Source organism: Phenylobacterium sp. SCN 70-31 (genome assembly GCF_001724605.1).
Lineage (GTDB): Bacteria > Pseudomonadota > Alphaproteobacteria > Caulobacterales > Caulobacteraceae > Phenylobacterium.
Genome location: NZ_MEEX01000001.1, coordinates 1 through 13,981 on the forward strand (window position 1 = coordinate 1; position 13,981 = coordinate 13,981).

Below are 13,981 nucleotides of genomic sequence, written 5' to 3' on the forward strand. Positions count from 1 at the left end.
TCGGGTTCGGGGCGGAAGACCTCGCGGGCTTCGCCCTCGATGAGGTCGTCGTCCTCGGGATCGCTCCCCTCGTCCTCGTCGTCGAGGTCCATGAGGGTGCGGGCGCGGTGGATGAGGGCGTCGAGATCTTCGCTGAGGAAGTCGGGTCGTTCGGTCCAGTCCCAGGCCTCGGCGTGGAAGCGTTCGGCGAGGTCTTCGCGTTCGGCGGGATCGCAGCCGGCGTCTTCGGCGGCCTCGCGGACGGCCTCGGCCAGGATGTCGAAGCGGCCGGCTCTGGCCAGGCGGTCGGGGTCGGGACGGGATGAGGCCTGTTCGGCGCGCTGGCGTCTCAGGCGGTCCTTGAGCGCCAGGGTCTGGCGGAGGGAGCGGGCGAGGCCGCGGTAGGCCCTGGAGAGTTCGGGGATGTCCTTGGCTTCTGCGGCCATGAGGGCGCCGTGGGCCTTCTCCGCGGCGGAGAGGTCCAGCGCGGCCAGCCGGTCGAGCGTGGCCAGCGAAACCGTGTCGATGTCGGGTCCCTCGGACATGAGGGACATCCAACCATCCCGCTACGTCAGAAGCGGACGTATGCCGGCGGCGTCACCGCGATTGTGTGCTTCGGCCTCTTCCGCCCGTCGTGGCCGGGCAGGTCAGCCGAGGCGGTAGACGCAGAGCTTGTTGCCGTCGAGATCGCGGAAGTAGGCGCCGTAGAAGTTCCCACCGCGGTCGCCGGGCGGGCCCTCGCACGTTCCGCCCGCGGCCAGGGCGGCGGCGTGGACGGCGTGGATCACCTCGGGCGTTTCGGCGGCGAACGCCACCATCACCCCGTTTCCGACGCTCTGGGGCGCGCCGTCGAACGGCAGGGTCAGGCCCAGCATGGCGCCCCGGCCCGGCCCGCCATAGTACTGGGACCGCTCGTACGTCAGGGTGCGGCGCCCCCCGAGCGGGACCAGCACGGCGTCGTAGAACGCCCGCGCCCGCTCGAGGTCGGCCACGCCGATCGTGGTGTAGCCGATCACCGGCTCAACCCATCTTGAAGACGCAGACCTTGTTGCCGTCCGGGTCGCGGAAGTAGGCGCCGTAGAAGGTGGGCAGGCGCTGGCCCGGCGCGCCGTCGCAGACGCCGCCGGCGGCGATGGCGGCCGCGTGGGCGGCGTCGACCTGTTCCTTGCTGGCGGCCGGAAGGCCGAACATGGAGCCGTTGCCGGCGGTGGCCGGCTGTTCGTCGTAGGGCTTGCTGATGGCCAGCATGCCGGGCGTGGCGCCGCCGCCGTAGAACTGCATCCGGTCGCCGTTGGCGAAGGTGCGCTTGCCGCCCAGGGTGGCCAGCACGGCGTCGTAGAACTTCGTGGCCCGTTCGAGATCGTTCGTCCCGATGGTCGCATAGCCGATCATGTGAATCCCCTTCCCTATGAGAGCGCCCAGCTTAGCCGATGACGTCCGCGGCAACGCAAGGGCCGCCGTGCATGGACGACAGCGGGCCGGCGGGTCCAGTATCGCCGGACACGGCGGGGAGACGGCGATGCGGGCGATGGGGTTGAGGCTGGCGTTGGTCGCGAGAACGGCCTTGGCGGCGGCCCTGGTGACGGGCGCGGCGGCGGACGCGGCGCAGGCCGAGATTTCGACGGCGGTTCGGCGCGAGGCGGCGCAGGTCCCCGGACTGGCGGCGCCGGCCGAGATCATCGTGGACCGCTGGGGGGTGCCCCACATCTATGCGGCCTCGGCGCGCGACGCCTTCTTCCTCCAGGGCTGGAACGCCGCGCGCGACCGGCTGTGGCAGATCGACCTGTGGCGCAAACGGGGGCTGGGCCGGCTCTCGGCCAGCTTCGGTCCAGCCTATGTGGCCCAGGACCGGGCGGCGCGGCTGTTCCTCTATCGCGGCGACATGGAGGCCGAATGGGCGGCCTACGACGCCGGCGGGCGCGAGGCGGCGGTGGCGTTCGCCGCGGGGGTGAACGCCTATGTGGCCGACGTCCGCGCCGGGCGCCGGCCGCTGCCGGTGGAGTTCGGCCTGACCGACAGCCGGCCCGAGGACTGGGCGCCCGAGGACATCCTGCGCATCCGCAGCCACGCGCTGGTGAACAACGTGACCTCCGAGGTGGCGCGGGCGCGGGCCATCTGCGCCGGCGGCCCGGCGGCCGACGCGCTGCGCCGCAAGCTGGAGCCGGCGCACACGCCGGTCATGCCCCGCGGCCTGGACCTCTGCGACATCCCGGACGGCGTGCTGTCCGACTACGTCCTGGCGACCCAGGCGGTGGACTTCACGCCGCTGGCGCGGACATCCAGGGCCGCCGCCGACCTCCCGAACCTGGCCTCGAATGGCGTGTCCTCGCAAAGCCTCGCGCAGGTGATCGAGGAACGGGCGGCCGAGGGCTCGAACAACTGGACGATCTCGGGCGCCCGCACGGCCACGGGCCGCCCCATCCTGGCCAACGATCCCCATCGGGCGGTGGGCGTCCCGGCGCTGCGCTACATCGCCCACCTGGAGGCGCCGGGCCTGTCGATCGTGGGCGCGGGCGAGCCGGCGCTGCCCGGCGTGTCGTTCGGCCACAACGGGCGGATCGCCTGGGGCCTGACGATCTTCAACCTCGATCAGGAGGACCTCTACGTCTACGAGACGCGTGACGGCGCCTATCGCCACAAGGGCCGATGGGAGCCGATGACGGTGGTCCGCGAGACCATCGAGGTGAAGGGCGCAGCGCCCGAGGCGGTGGAGTTGCGCTACACCCGCCACGGACCGGTCGTCCACGAGGACGCCGGCAAGGGCCGGGCCTTTGCGGTGCGCACGGTGTGGAACGAGCCGGGGGTCGCCGGCTACTACGGCTCGTCGGCCCTGTGGCGCGCGGACTCCTGGGAGCAGTTCCAATCGGCCCGCGACCGCTGGGGCGCGCCGCCCCTGAATCTGGTCTATGCCGACACCCGCGGCGACATCGGCTGGTCTGCGGCGGCCCGGACACCGGTGCGCCCCAACTGGGACGGCCTGACGCCCGTGCCCGGCGACGGGCGCTACGAATGGGCCGGGTTCCTGGGGGACGGGGGACTGCCCACCATGCGCAACCCGGCCGCGGGCTATTTCGCGACCGCCAACGAGATGAACATCCCGGCCGAGCCGGCCTATCCGCGCACGCGGCGCAAGCTGGGCTACGAATGGGCCGACTCCACCCGCGCGGTGCGTATCCACGAGGTGCTGGACGGACTGCCGAAATCGACGCTGGCCGACTCCATGGCCCTCCAGGTCGACAGCACGAGCCCGCAGGCCCGCCGGGGCGTGGCCCTGGTCCGGGGCCTGACGTCCTCCGATCCGGACACGGGCCGGGCGCTGGCCCTGCTCCAGGCCTGGGACGCGAACCAGACCACCGACAGCGCCGCGGCGGCGATCTACGAGACGTGGTCGGGCAAGCACCTGGGCCGCGCGGTGGCGGCCGCGACCCTGCCCGAGGCGGCGCGCCGACTGATCGGCAACGGCTCGACCGACGCCGTCCTCACCTGGCTGGAGGCGGCGCCCCAGGGCGTGCGCGCGCCGCTGATCCTGGACAGCCTGGGCGCGGCGGTGGCCGAGCTGAAAGGTCGCCTGGGACCGGACATGGCGGGCTGGAGCTGGGGCCGGCTGCACGTGGCCCTGTTCGAGCCGGCCATCGCCGTGCTGGCCGATCCCGAGCTGGCGAAGCAGATGACGGTGGGCCCGCTTCAGGTCCCCGGCTCGGCGTCGACGCCGCGGGCCGCCTCGTGGCGGGCGTCGGACTTCCAGCAGGCGGCCGGCGCCTCGGTGCGCATGGTCTTCGACGTCGGGGCCTGGGACAACTCGATGGCCATCAACAGCCCCGGCCAGTCGGGCGACCCGATGAGCCCGCACTACCGCGACCTGTTCCCCCTGTGGGCGGCGGGGACCTACTTCCCCCTGCGCTACACCCGCCCGGCGGTGGAGGCGGACGCCGGCGTCGTGATGACGCTGACACCGAAGCGGTAACGGAACACCCTGAGGTAATATTTTTTGGATTTCATAGACTTAAGAATAGGATTGTTAGAATATTTTATTTGAGAATGATCCAGGCCACCTCTCAATAGGAAGAAATTTGGATGAATAATCCATTCATTTTACTTATTATGTCATGGATCATTCAACTCATTGCTTACACGATGTTTCTTCACGCGTCTATATTATCTTCAATTGTTTTTCTTATAGTAATTTCATGCAACATTGCGATCATGTCTATGAAATTGATAAATTCTCGTTATAACCTAATAATTACAATGATATTATCGGCACTAGTTATACCCATAATCATGATAGTCAATTTCAAATTACTCAGGCACCTTGGTGTTGCGTATGGAGTTCCAGACCACGAATTTACTTCCTACATGCCAATATACAACTTCATGTTTGTCTGGGCAGGTGGAATTGTTGGCTCTCTCCTCATTCTGCCCGCGCGGGCATTGATTAGGAGGGGATACAAGAAAAATCCGAAATCGTCGCTTTGATTTCATATAGGAGAAAAATGCCCCCCTTCCTATTGATTATATTCCTCATAATCCTCACGATTCTAAATATAGTATTCATAAGAAAATTTGAATTTATACAGGATTTCAAAATTGATAGATGCTTGATATACACTCGAACTTAGGGTTAAGGACGGGAACATAAGCGCATTTTCTACGCCCGGGGAAGAAACCCCCTCCTTCCTGGCGCATCCGCGCCGGAGTCGAAAAACCGCGGAGATCGCAGAGACACGCAGAGAGATCAGGCGGCCTCGGACTCCTCTGCGCATCTCCGCTGTTTGAATCCCACGGCTGCGCGGCTCTTCCAGGGTTCATCAGCGACCGCGCCCAAAGCGCTCCGCCTGCGGCGCTCAGCTTCCGAACGTCTTGCGGACGCGCAGGTAGAGGCTGCCGTCCCACTCCAGGCTGCGGACGTCGGTGTAGTCGAGCGGGAACGCGTTGCGGGGACCGCTGTAGACCTCGCGGATGCGCCGCACGTTGCGGCTGGTGACGCCCATCGCCTCCAGGCGGAGGATCCAGTCGGGCTGCGGCTTGTACTCGCCGTAGACGACGACCCAGGGCGAGAACTTCCGCGTCTCGATCTCGGCCAGGCGGAAGTAGCGCTCGCGGAAGCCGCCGAAGACGTCGACGCCCCAGGTCGCGTTCCAGCGGGGCAGGTCCTGGCTGAAGTGGGCCTCCCAGTCGATGGGGCGCAGGGCCGAGACCTCGCGCGTCCCGCCCAGCAGGGGATCGTCCACCTTCGTCCAGCGCTTCGTCACCTGACCGCGAAGCTGGGCGGCGCGGACGCCGAAGCGGTCGAGCGGCACGGTGAGGCTGGCCTGGACCTCGTCCTTGGTCGACTCGCCGATGTTGTCGGGGCGGTCGGCCGCGGGCTGGCCGGTGACGGGATCGCGGATGATGGTCCCGCTCGCGTCGCGCGCCGGCCCCCGATCGATCGTGTCCAGGATCTCGAAGTGGCGCACCGTCATCACCGCGGCGCCGGCGCCCCAGAAGCGGCGCTCGTAGGCGGCCTCGAAGACCCAGGCCTGCTGCGGCGTCAGGTCGGGGTTGCCGGCCACCACGACGCCGGTGGACGCCACGTTGGGCGAGGCGACGAAGTCATCGAAATTGAGCTGGCCCACCTCGCGCTCGACGCGCAGGCGCACTTGGCTGGACGGGTCCGCGGCCCAGGTGACGGCGGCGCGGGGCTTGGTGAACGTCAGCGTCTTGCCGAGCGTGACGTCCCCTGCGGACGTCACCCGCGACACCTCCTGGCGCACGCCGGCCTCGAGGGTGAGGGTGGGCATGGGTCGCCAGGAGCCGCGGAGGAAGGCGTCGGCGCGCTTTTCCTCGACCTGGACGTTGGCCGCCGGCACGGGCACGGGGCGGCCGTTGACCGCGAGCCGCGTCTCGCTGTCGAGGTTGTTGAGCGCGCCCTCCCCGCCGGCCTCGAGGGTCAGGGCCGGGCTTGCGCGGTAGCGGAAATTCAGCCGCCCGACGGCCTCGGTCGTCTTGCGGTCCAGCAGGAAGTCGCGCGTCAGGCCGGGCGCCTCGAAGACGACCGTGGTCTTCTGGTTGTTCCACTGGTGGAAGCCCACCGCCTCCAGCGACAGGCGTTCGGTCAGGCCGCGGTTGAACCGGCCGCCGAGTTCGGCCTGGAGCCGGTCGATCTCGTTCTTCTCGTATTCGCCCCCGGCGGCGGTCTCGTAGCGGTCGTAGATCTCGACCTCGGCGGGGGTCAGCATGAACGCGCCGTTGATCCGCGCGCGGCCGCCGAACAGGGGGGTCTCGTAGGCGCCGGTGGTCCAGGCGCGCAGGCCGTAGGCGTCGGCGTCCACCTTCGAGCGCAGGCGCACCGAGCCGTCGGGATTGTAGCGTGTGCGCCGGCCGTCGCCGAACTCGTCGTTGGGGCCCGTGCCATAGACCTGCCCGAACTCGGCCGAGCGGCCGCCCGGCCAGCGCCACTGGGCTTCGACGCGCACGCCCGGAAGCTGGCGGCCGTCGTAGATCTGGTAGATTCCCGGCATGACCGCGGCGCGGAACCCGGCGGTCTGCTTGCGCACGATGTTGGCCAGGACCGTGCGGCCCTCCATGTCGATGCCGGGCGCGCCGCCGCGGATCAGCTCGACGCGCTCGACGGCGCCGGCCGGGATGCGCTTGAGGATCTCGTCGAGGGCGTCGTTCTTGGACACCGGCGGCTGGCCGTCGATCAGCACGTTGCCGCCCGCGCCCGACAGGCCCCGCACGGTGGCCCCCTTGTCGAAGGTGAACCCCGGCAGGCGGACGACCATGTCGTAGGCGTTCACCGGCCGGGATTCGGCGAAGAACGACGGCGGATAGGGGATCACGCCCCGAGCGGCGGAATCCGGCGTGGCTGCGTTCGGCGGGCTCGCGTTCGGCGCGACAGCCTCAGGCGCCGGCGACGCGACCGCCGCGGCGAGCATGACCCATGGGCCCATCTTCGGGGTTCCCTCCCAGGCCGCCAGTCTCGCGTGGTTTCCAAGTTCAAGCCAACGCCGTTCAGCGACACGCCGGATTTCGAAACTGCGGTGCGGCTTTCGCGTAACAGCGGCGCGCCAGCGCCGGCGGCGAGAGACGATCGTACGGAAGACCTCTTCGACGGGGCCCGAGACCGCGCGGCGTCCGCATCGCGGGAACGTCGTTTGCCGAACGACGGCGCGGCGTCCATCATCGCGTCGTGATGGGCTGGGGGGCCGGGCATGGATCGCAGCCTGTTGTTGAGCATGGCCCTGGCGGTGGCCTTCGTCCTGGCGGGCTGCGCGCGGCCGCCGCCGCTGACCGCGCCCGACGGCGTGGAACTGACGCCGATCCGCACGATCTCGCGCCTGGAGGCGCGGGTGCTGCTGACCCTGGCGGGCGTGAAGGGCGTCACCATCGAGCATCCCGTGGACTGCTACCGGATGACCTATCCGGGGCCGGACGACGGCTTCCGCCCGCAGAGCGGCCTGTTCGCCGTGCCCCGAGGGGCGCCCGCGCGGCGGGTTGCGGCCTTCCTGCATGGGACGGCGACCACGCGATCGGCGGTTCCGTCGAAGCCCGACACGACGGGCCTGGCCGCGGCGATCCTGTTCGCCGGCAACGGCTACGCCCTGGTGGCCCCGGACTATCCGGGCATGGGAGCCTCGCCGGGCCGGCACCCCTATTACATCGCCGAGGCCATCGCCCCGGCGGTCGTCGCCATGATCGCGGCGGCCCAGAGGATCGAGGGCGTGCCGGACGCGCCCGTCTTCCTGTCCGGCTTCTCGGAGGGCGGCTGGGCGACGATGGCGACCCTGCGCCTGCTGGAGGCCGAGGGGCGACCGGTGCTGGCCGCCGCGCCGGTGGCCGGGGCGTTCGACCTGATGGGCCTGGCGGTCCCGGCGGCGCTCAAGGGCGGCGCGCCCTCGCATTCCACCTATCTGGCCTACGCCGCCTGGGGCCAGGCGCCCTACCTCGGCCACCGGCTGGACAGCGCGCTGACGCCGGAGATGGCGGCCACCGCCGAGCGGCTGTTCGCCGGCGCGCCGCCCAAGGAGATCGTGGCCACCCTGCCCAAGGACCCGCGCCAGATGTTCGGCCCGGGATTCCCGGAAGCCGTGGAAGGGCGCGGTTCGCACTGGCTGGCCGACTCGTTCGCCGCCAACAGCGTCCACGACATGACGCCGAAGGCGCCGGTGCGGATGTACTACGGGTCGGAGGACGTCGACGTGATCCCTGACGAATCGCGCCTCACGGCGGCGGCGATGCGCGCCCGCGGGGCGGACGTGACGGCGGTCGATGTGGGGCCGCTCGGCCACGACCCGTCGATGCTGGCCGCGGCGCCGCGCATCCTGGACTGGCTGCGGGAGCTGGAGGCGGCGAGGCGGTGACGGGGCGTCAGACCCGGCCGGTGACGGGGACCAGGGCGCCGGTGACGGCGGTGGCGGCCTCGCTGGCCAGGAACAGGATCACGGCGGCCAGGTCGTCGGGCGCGACCCAGGCCGCGGGGTCGGCGTCGGGCATGTCGGCGCGGTTGGCCGGGGTGTCGATGATCGAGGGCAGGACGGCGTTGACGGTGACGCCGTCGGCCTTCAGCTCCTCGGCCAACGCCTGGGTCAGGCTGTGGACGCCGGCCTTGGCCGCCGCATAGGCGCCCATGCCCAGAGAGGCCTTGAGCGCCGCGGCCGACCCCACGTTGACGACGCGTCCGGCGGCGCTGCGCTTGAGGTGCGGAATCGCCGCGCGGCTGGCGTTGGCCGCCGTCAGGACGTTCAGTCGATACAGGCCGTACCAGCTCTCGGACGACCCGCCGGCCACGGTCTCCCACCGGAAACCGCCGGCGATGTTGAGCAGGGCGTCGAGGCGGCCGAAACGGTCGACCACGGCGTCGATGGCGGCGCCCGCCTGGACGGCGTCGGTCAGGTCAACGCCCCCCAGGGCCAGCACATCCGTCCCCGAGGGCGCCCCCGCCGGCGCTTCGGGCGCGTAGTCGATCAGGGCCAGCCAGCAGCCCTGGGCCGCCGCGGCGCGGGCCACCGCCGCCCCCAGCACCCCGAACGCCCCGGTGATCGCCACGACGCGGTCGCTCATGAACTGTCCCCCAAGGACCTCTGGAAACGAGAATGGCCGGGGGCGGACCCCGGCCATCCTTCAACACACCGGATCGGACCGGTCGCGCAACCCCTACAGGCGCTCGACGATCGTCACATTGGCGAGGCCGCCGCCTTCGCACATGGTCTGAAGGCCGAAGCGCTTGTTGCGGGCCTTGAGCGCGTGCAGCAGCGTGGTCATCAGCTTGGTGCCCGAGGCGCCCAGCGGATGGCCCAGCGCGATGGCGCCGCCGTTGACGTTCAGGCGATCCGGATCGGCGCCCAGCTTCTGCAGGAACGCCACCGGGACCGAGGCGAAGGCCTCGTTCACCTCGAACAGGTCGATGTCGTCCACGCTCATGCCGGCCTTCTTCAGGGCCTTCTCGGTGGCCGGGATCGGGGCCTCGAGCATGATCACCGGGTCGTGGCCCAGCAGGGTCAGGTGGTGGATGCGGGCCAGCGGCGTCAGGTTGTGCTCCTTGAGCGCCTTTTCCGACACGACCAGCACGCCCGAGGCGCCGTCGCAGATCTGGCTGGAGGTGGCGGCGGTGATGCGGCCGCCTTCGCGCAGCAGCTTCACGCCCTTCATGCCGTCCAGGCTGACGTCGTAGCGGATGCCCTCGTCGGAATCGTGGCGGACGGTGTTCCCCTCGGCGTCCAGGCCGTCGAGCACCAGGATCTCGTCCTTGAACGCGCCACCCTGGGTGGCCGCGATGGCGCGCTGGTGGCTGTGATAGCCGTACTCGTCGAGCTGATCCTTGGTCAGGCCGTACTTCTCGGCGACCATCTCGGCGCCCATGAACTGGCTGAACTGGATATTGGGATAGCGTTCTTCCTGCTTCGGGCTCTTGGGCACGCCGAAGCCTTCCTTGGCCGGCAGCATCACCGACAGGCCCATCGGCACGCGGGTCATGCTCTCGACGCCGGCGGCGATGACGATGTCCTGCGTGCCGCTCATCACGCCCTGGGCGGCGAAGTGCAGCGCCTGCTGCGACGATCCGCACTGACGGTCGACCGAGGTGGCCGGCACGCTCTCGGGCAGCTTCGACGACAGCACGGCGTTGCGCGCGATATTGGTGGACTGCTCGCCCACCTGGCCCACGCAGCCCATGACCACGTCCTCGACCGCGGCCGGGTCGATACCCGTGCGGGCGATCAGGTCGTCCAGCACCTGGCCTGCCAGGTCGGACGGATGCCAGCCGCGCATGCGGCCGCCCTTGCGGCCGCCGGCGGTGCGGGTGGCGGCGACGATATAGGCCTCGCCCATCTCAATGCTCCATTGGTCCTGCGCCCGTCTCGGCGCGTCGTTCGAGGTGTAGGCGGGGCGCCCCAGCGGAAGACAACGGTGGGTGACGCCGGCGTCATCCGCGGACGTCGGTAGCGTCTCAGTTTGAAATTGGACACACGGATTCGACTTTGCGAGACGCCGATGTGAAGCTTGGCGATGCTCGCAGTCAAAGACGTGATACCCGCCGGTCCGGGCGCCGTGCCCCAGGCGCCACCGCCTGCAAATCTGGACGCGCTCACCGCATCACTAGCCGCGCAGGCCAATGCAATCGCCGCGCAGTCTAACTATCTTACGTTTGCCACCCTCGTTCTCGGTCTGATTGCGGTCTTCCTCACGTTCGGGTGGGGGCTCCTCGTCAAGATTTGGGCCGAAAAAGCTGCTAAGGATGCGGTCGCGGAGTGGATGAACAAGAACGCAAACGACCTGATTTCGCAGAGACTAGCCGTGCTGATGCCTCCCGAGACCGACGGTGGAGGCCTCGGCACAAGACCCCCAATGACGCAGGAAGAACAGGAAAAGGGACTAAGTGGCGACCCAACTAAAGAGCCCGGGTGAAGCGCTAGAGATCGCAAAACGGTACTGGGATGAAACACCCCCGGTGCGCGTTTTCGAGCTCGCGACCGAGCTCGGCTTGGGTCCGGTGCCTGCCGCGCTGCCGGATCATATCTCCGGAATGATCCGTCGCGTCGGTGACCGGTGGGAGTGTGTTTACAACCAAGGCCACGCCAGAGTGCGGCAGCGCTTCACCGTCGCGCACGAGATCGGCCACTTCATCTACCATCGTAGCCTTCTCCACCAGGGAGTCGGTGACACGCTGGCGTACCGCGCCGAAGGGTCGGAGCTTCCCAATCCGAACATCACGCGCGAGCAAGAGTGGCAGGCGAACAACTTCGCCTCCAACCTTCTCGTGCCGACGCGATGGCTTCGCGCCGCTCAGGCTGTCGGGATAAACGACGTCAAGGATTTGGCTCGGCATTTCGACGTGTCGGAAACGGTGATGCGCATCAAGCTGCGCTTGCCGCTTCCCGACGCAGCTTAGGCCGCTCTCACCCCCTTCTTGTACGGCCCGCGCTTACCGGGCTTCGGAGGTCTGGCTTCGATCTCTTCCGCGATCCGCTTCATCGACCACAGCTCTTTCGTGATCCCGGCCGCCATGGCGGGCGTCAGCTTGTTGAGCGACTTGTGCTGGCGGACGAAGTTGTAGTGGAGGAAGAACAGCGCCAGGGCGTAAAGGTGGTTGTCGATCTTCTTCGAGAAGTCGTTCGTCAGGCGCGTGGAGCGCCGGTTGCCCATTCGGATAGAGAGGTTCGACCGCTCGACTTAGGATGTAGAGTCGGCCGGGCGCTTCTCTCCGCGAGGGCCTTTAGGCATTGGGCGACTCTCCAAACCGATAGTCCCATTCGCCCAGCTCGGGATGCACGAACACGAAATGCTGACGCTCGAACGCTGGCAGCTTCTGGGCCAAGAATCCCGACCCGAGAACACTGAAATCCTCCAGCGTAATCATCCCGCGCTTACTCGCGGCTCGATAAAGGTCCGCGCCCATCGCCAGGCCGACGTCCTTAGATGCGGTCCGGGCCGCCATCTTCACGCGGACCAGCAAGCCGTCGATCTCTGTATCTTCCATGGCCGCCATCATAGCGGCTCGCTCGCCTAGGCACGATGCTTGTCAACGGCGGCTAAATTCAAACTGAGACACGACCCGGACGTCCGCAGAAAATTCCGCGTGGCATGACCCGCGAGGCCCCGAGGCTGCGCCTTAACCCTTTGAGAACCTTCCGGCGTGGGCCGGGCGGAAGCAAGTCGCCGCGCGTCCGGCCGGACGCGGGTGATCCGGGGCGAGCCATGAAGGGGCAAGCGATGAAGGTCGATCTACTGAAGAGCATCGGCGCGATGGCGGCGGGCGCCGTCCTGTTCGGAGCGGGCGCGGGCCAGGCGGCCGTCTACGACTTCAACCTCAGCGGCGTCGTGTCCGCCGGCTCCTCCGGCGCGTCGGGCGACATGCAGTTCTACACCCTCGACCTGCTGGCGGGGGACGATTTCTCGCCCTTCGAACTCCAGGTCGGAGACGTCTTCAACCTGACCGTGACGCTGGACACGTTCCTCGACGTGCCGGCCTCGGACATCACCTTCTTCGGGGTGGACCTGCTGACGTCCGGCCAGTTCGGGTTTCCGCCCGACTTCGGCTCCATCAGCACGGGCTCCGTCGCGCCGCTGGACGGCGGCCTGGGCGGGAACGTCTACTACAGCGGGTGCAGCAACTGCGCCGCGGGCTCGGCGATCCTCTCCCCCGGCCCGGCGTTCAGCTTCAGCCAGCTCTTCGTCAGCATCACAATCGACAACCTCACGCCTTTCGATCCCGGCGACACCTCGCCGTTCGAACTCCAGGGCTTCGTGCTCCGCTACCAGGCGACCACCAACCCCGTCACGGGCGCGGTCCCCGAGCCGGCGACCTGGGCCATGATGATCGGCGGCTTCGGCCTGGCCGGGGCGGTCCTGCGCCGGCGGCGGCTGGCCCCCGCCTAACGCCGGAAGGTTTCCGCCACAATCTTCTCCAGCCACAGCCGGTCCGTCCCGTCGAAGGCGGCCGGCTGTTCGGAGTCCACGTCCAGCACGGCGATCAGCGCGCCGGCCGCATCGAACACCGGAACCACGATCTCGCTGGCCGAGCGGCCGTCGCAGGCGATGTGGCCCGGAAAGGCGTGGACGTCGGCCACCACCTGGGTCTCCCGCGTCGCCGCGGCGGTCCCGCAGACCCCGCGCCCGAAGGCGATGCGCAGGCAGCCCAGCGTGCCCTGATAGGGCCCCACCACCAGTTCGTCGTCCCGGGTCGGATCGACCACGTAGAAGCCCGTCCAGAAGTAGTGGTCGAAGCTGCTGGCCAGCATGGACGCGACGGTGGCCATCCGGGCGGTCAGGTTCGGCTCGCCATCCAGGACGGCGGCGATCTCCTCGCCCACGGCGGCGTAACGCTGGGCCTTCGCCGCCGGGAGGGTGAGGTCGTTGAATGCTTCGGCCATGCGGGGCCGTGTAGCCCGCCGCCCTACGGCCCGCCAGCCGCTGCGAACTTGATGTCCGGACGAAGCTGGCCGAATGTGGGGAAAAGCTTCGAAACAAGGGTATGACATGACCACGATCACCCGGCCCGCCAAAGCCGCAGAGAACCTGGTGGCCGTGGGGCTGGGCGTCTCCGACCTCGCCCGTTCCGAAGACTTCTACGTGCGCGTGCTGGGCATGGAGGTGCAGCGGCGCATCCAGCTCCCGCACATGGACGAGATCATCGTCGGCTACCCGGGTCGCGCCTCCGTCGTCCTGATGCACTGGACGGACGGGTCGGATCGGAACTACCGCGGCGTCCCGGTGAAGGTCGTCTTCTACGTGCCCGACGCCAAGCGGCTGATCGAACGCATCCGGGCCGAAGGCCTGCCGATCGTGCGCGAGCCCGAGCCGAGCCCGGCATTCGGCCCGACGATCATCGGGATGGCGGAGGACCCCGACGGCTATGTCATCGAACTCCTGCAGGCGCCGCCTCGCTGACGCCGCCCGAGCGGTTGGGCTACGGCCCCGCAACCGCCGAGGTTCCGGACAGACCCCTTCCCCGTACGCGCGCGGCGCTCGCCCTGGCGACCTTGGGCGACCCTGGGCGACCCGGGGCGACCCGGGGCGGGCGCGG

General features: G+C 68.7%; 14 protein-coding genes and 1 pseudogene. 6 read left to right on the forward strand and 9 right to left on the reverse strand.

The annotated features are described in order from the left end of the window. From ABS78_RS00005 to ABS78_RS00015, 3 genes are all read right to left on the reverse strand, one after another. Window positions 1-524, reverse strand: a 524-nt coding sequence (locus ABS78_RS00005) for a hypothetical protein (RefSeq protein WP_293373594.1), incomplete at its 3' end; no start/stop codon positions are given. A gap of 102 nt (window positions 525-626) precedes the next feature. After that, window positions 627-995 (reverse strand): VOC family protein, encoded by a 369-nt coding sequence (locus tag ABS78_RS00010; protein WP_293373597.1) that lies wholly within the window; start codon window positions 993-995, stop codon window positions 627-629. A gap of 4 nt (window positions 996-999) precedes the next feature. Then, window positions 1,000-1,371, reverse strand: a complete 372-nt coding sequence (locus tag ABS78_RS00015; RefSeq protein ID WP_293373599.1) for a VOC family protein — start codon at window positions 1,369-1,371, stop codon at window positions 1,000-1,002. A 172-nt stretch (window positions 1,372-1,543) separates the two neighbouring features. Here ABS78_RS00015 and ABS78_RS00020 point away from each other — a divergent pair, with 172 nt between their 5' ends. Beyond that, window positions 1,544-3,943 carry a penicillin acylase family protein gene (locus tag ABS78_RS00020; RefSeq protein ID WP_293373601.1) on the forward strand — a complete coding sequence of 800 codons (2,400 nt, stop codon included), beginning with the start codon at window positions 1,544-1,546 and terminating at the stop codon, window positions 3,941-3,943. An 880-nt stretch (window positions 3,944-4,823) separates the two neighbouring features. Here the strand turns inward: ABS78_RS00020 and ABS78_RS00025 are convergent. After that, complete coding sequence (locus ABS78_RS00025) at window positions 4,824-6,911, reverse strand: TonB-dependent receptor (RefSeq protein WP_293373603.1); 2,088 nt, start codon at window positions 6,909-6,911, stop codon at window positions 4,824-4,826. A 261-nt stretch (window positions 6,912-7,172) separates the two neighbouring features. On the opposite strand from ABS78_RS00025, the gene ABS78_RS00030 reads away from it, so the two are divergent. After that, a complete protein-coding gene (locus ABS78_RS00030) occupies window positions 7,173-8,321 on the forward strand; it encodes a hypothetical protein (RefSeq protein ID WP_293373605.1) in 1,149 nt (382 codons plus the stop codon). Window positions 8,322-8,328: 7 nt separating this feature from the next. On the opposite strand, the gene ABS78_RS00035 is transcribed toward ABS78_RS00030, so the two are convergent. Together ABS78_RS00035 and ABS78_RS00040 are read right to left on the reverse strand one after the other, a co-directional pair. Next, entirely contained in the window at window positions 8,329-9,021 is a 693-nt protein-coding gene (locus tag ABS78_RS00035) for an SDR family NAD(P)-dependent oxidoreductase (RefSeq protein ID WP_293373607.1), read from the reverse strand. Window positions 9,022-9,114: 93 nt separating this feature from the next. Beyond that, complete coding sequence (locus ABS78_RS00040; protein ID WP_293373609.1) at window positions 9,115-10,287, reverse strand: acetyl-CoA C-acetyltransferase; 1,173 nt, start codon at window positions 10,285-10,287, stop codon at window positions 9,115-9,117. A gap of 177 nt (window positions 10,288-10,464) precedes the next feature. Between ABS78_RS00040 and ABS78_RS00045 the strand changes: the two genes are divergently transcribed. Together ABS78_RS00045 and ABS78_RS00050 are read left to right on the forward strand one after the other, a co-directional pair. Beyond that, window positions 10,465-10,863 (forward strand): hypothetical protein, encoded by a 399-nt coding sequence (locus ABS78_RS00045; protein ID WP_293373611.1) that lies wholly within the window; start codon window positions 10,465-10,467, stop codon window positions 10,861-10,863. Next, the gene (locus tag ABS78_RS00050) at window positions 10,835-11,347 is read left to right on the forward strand and encodes an ImmA/IrrE family metallo-endopeptidase (RefSeq protein WP_293373613.1); all 513 of its coding nucleotides are present in this window, start codon (window positions 10,835-10,837) and stop codon (window positions 11,345-11,347) included. Before ABS78_RS00045 ends, ABS78_RS00050 begins: the two co-directional genes overlap by 29 nt. 77 nt (window positions 11,348-11,424) lie before the next feature. On the opposite strand, the pseudogene ABS78_RS00055 reads toward ABS78_RS00050, so the two are convergent. Together ABS78_RS00055 and ABS78_RS00060 are read right to left on the reverse strand one after the other, a co-directional pair. Further along, window positions 11,425-11,640: pseudogene (locus ABS78_RS00055) on the reverse strand (IS1 family transposase); the annotation flags it as partial. 31 nt (window positions 11,641-11,671) lie between these two features. Beyond that, complete coding sequence (locus tag ABS78_RS00060) at window positions 11,672-11,944, reverse strand: hypothetical protein (protein WP_293373615.1); 273 nt, start codon at window positions 11,942-11,944, stop codon at window positions 11,672-11,674. A gap of 224 nt (window positions 11,945-12,168) precedes the next feature. Between ABS78_RS00060 and ABS78_RS00065 the strand changes: the two genes are divergently transcribed. After that, window positions 12,169-12,834: a PEPxxWA-CTERM sorting domain-containing protein gene (locus ABS78_RS00065; RefSeq protein WP_293373617.1), complete on the forward strand. Its 666-nt coding sequence runs from the start codon at window positions 12,169-12,171 to the stop codon at window positions 12,832-12,834. On the opposite strand, the gene ABS78_RS00070 is transcribed toward ABS78_RS00065, so the two are convergent. Next, window positions 12,831-13,328, reverse strand: coding sequence for a GAF domain-containing protein (locus tag ABS78_RS00070; protein WP_293373619.1), 498 nt, complete (start codon window positions 13,326-13,328; stop codon window positions 12,831-12,833). The genes ABS78_RS00065 and ABS78_RS00070 overlap by 4 nt on opposite strands. Window positions 13,329-13,434: 106 nt before the next feature. On the opposite strand from ABS78_RS00070, the gene ABS78_RS00075 reads away from it, so the two are divergent. Continuing rightward, window positions 13,435-13,845, forward strand: a complete 411-nt coding sequence (locus ABS78_RS00075) for a VOC family protein (protein WP_293373621.1) — start codon at window positions 13,435-13,437, stop codon at window positions 13,843-13,845. Window positions 13,846-13,981: the final 136 nt, after the last annotated feature.

Excerpts from the sequence above, each read along its gene's own strand:
- ABS78_RS00015 (WP_293373599.1), bottom strand. The coding sequence starts at position 1,371 with ATGATCGGCTATGCGACCATCGGGACGAACGATCTCGAACGGGCCACG.
- ABS78_RS00025 (WP_293373603.1), bottom strand. The coding sequence starts at position 6,911 with ATGGGCCCATGGGTCATGCTCGCCGCGGCGGTCGCGTCGCCGGCGCCT.
- ABS78_RS00030 (WP_293373605.1), top strand. The coding sequence starts at position 7,173 with ATGGATCGCAGCCTGTTGTTGAGCATGGCCCTGGCGGTGGCCTTCGTC.
- ABS78_RS00035 (WP_293373607.1), bottom strand. The coding sequence starts at position 9,021 with ATGAGCGACCGCGTCGTGGCGATCACCGGGGCGTTCGGGGTGCTGGGG.
- ABS78_RS00040 (WP_293373609.1), bottom strand. The coding sequence starts at position 10,287 with ATGGGCGAGGCCTATATCGTCGCCGCCACCCGCACCGCCGGCGGCCGC.
- ABS78_RS00045 (WP_293373611.1), top strand. The coding sequence starts at position 10,465 with ATGCTCGCAGTCAAAGACGTGATACCCGCCGGTCCGGGCGCCGTGCCC.
- ABS78_RS00060 (WP_293373615.1), bottom strand. The coding sequence starts at position 11,944 with ATGGCGGCCATGGAAGATACAGAGATCGACGGCTTGCTGGTCCGCGTG.
- ABS78_RS00065 (WP_293373617.1), top strand. The coding sequence starts at position 12,169 with ATGAAGGTCGATCTACTGAAGAGCATCGGCGCGATGGCGGCGGGCGCC.
- ABS78_RS00070 (WP_293373619.1), bottom strand. The coding sequence starts at position 13,328 with ATGGCCGAAGCATTCAACGACCTCACCCTCCCGGCGGCGAAGGCCCAG.
- ABS78_RS00075 (WP_293373621.1), top strand. The coding sequence starts at position 13,435 with ATGACCACGATCACCCGGCCCGCCAAAGCCGCAGAGAACCTGGTGGCC.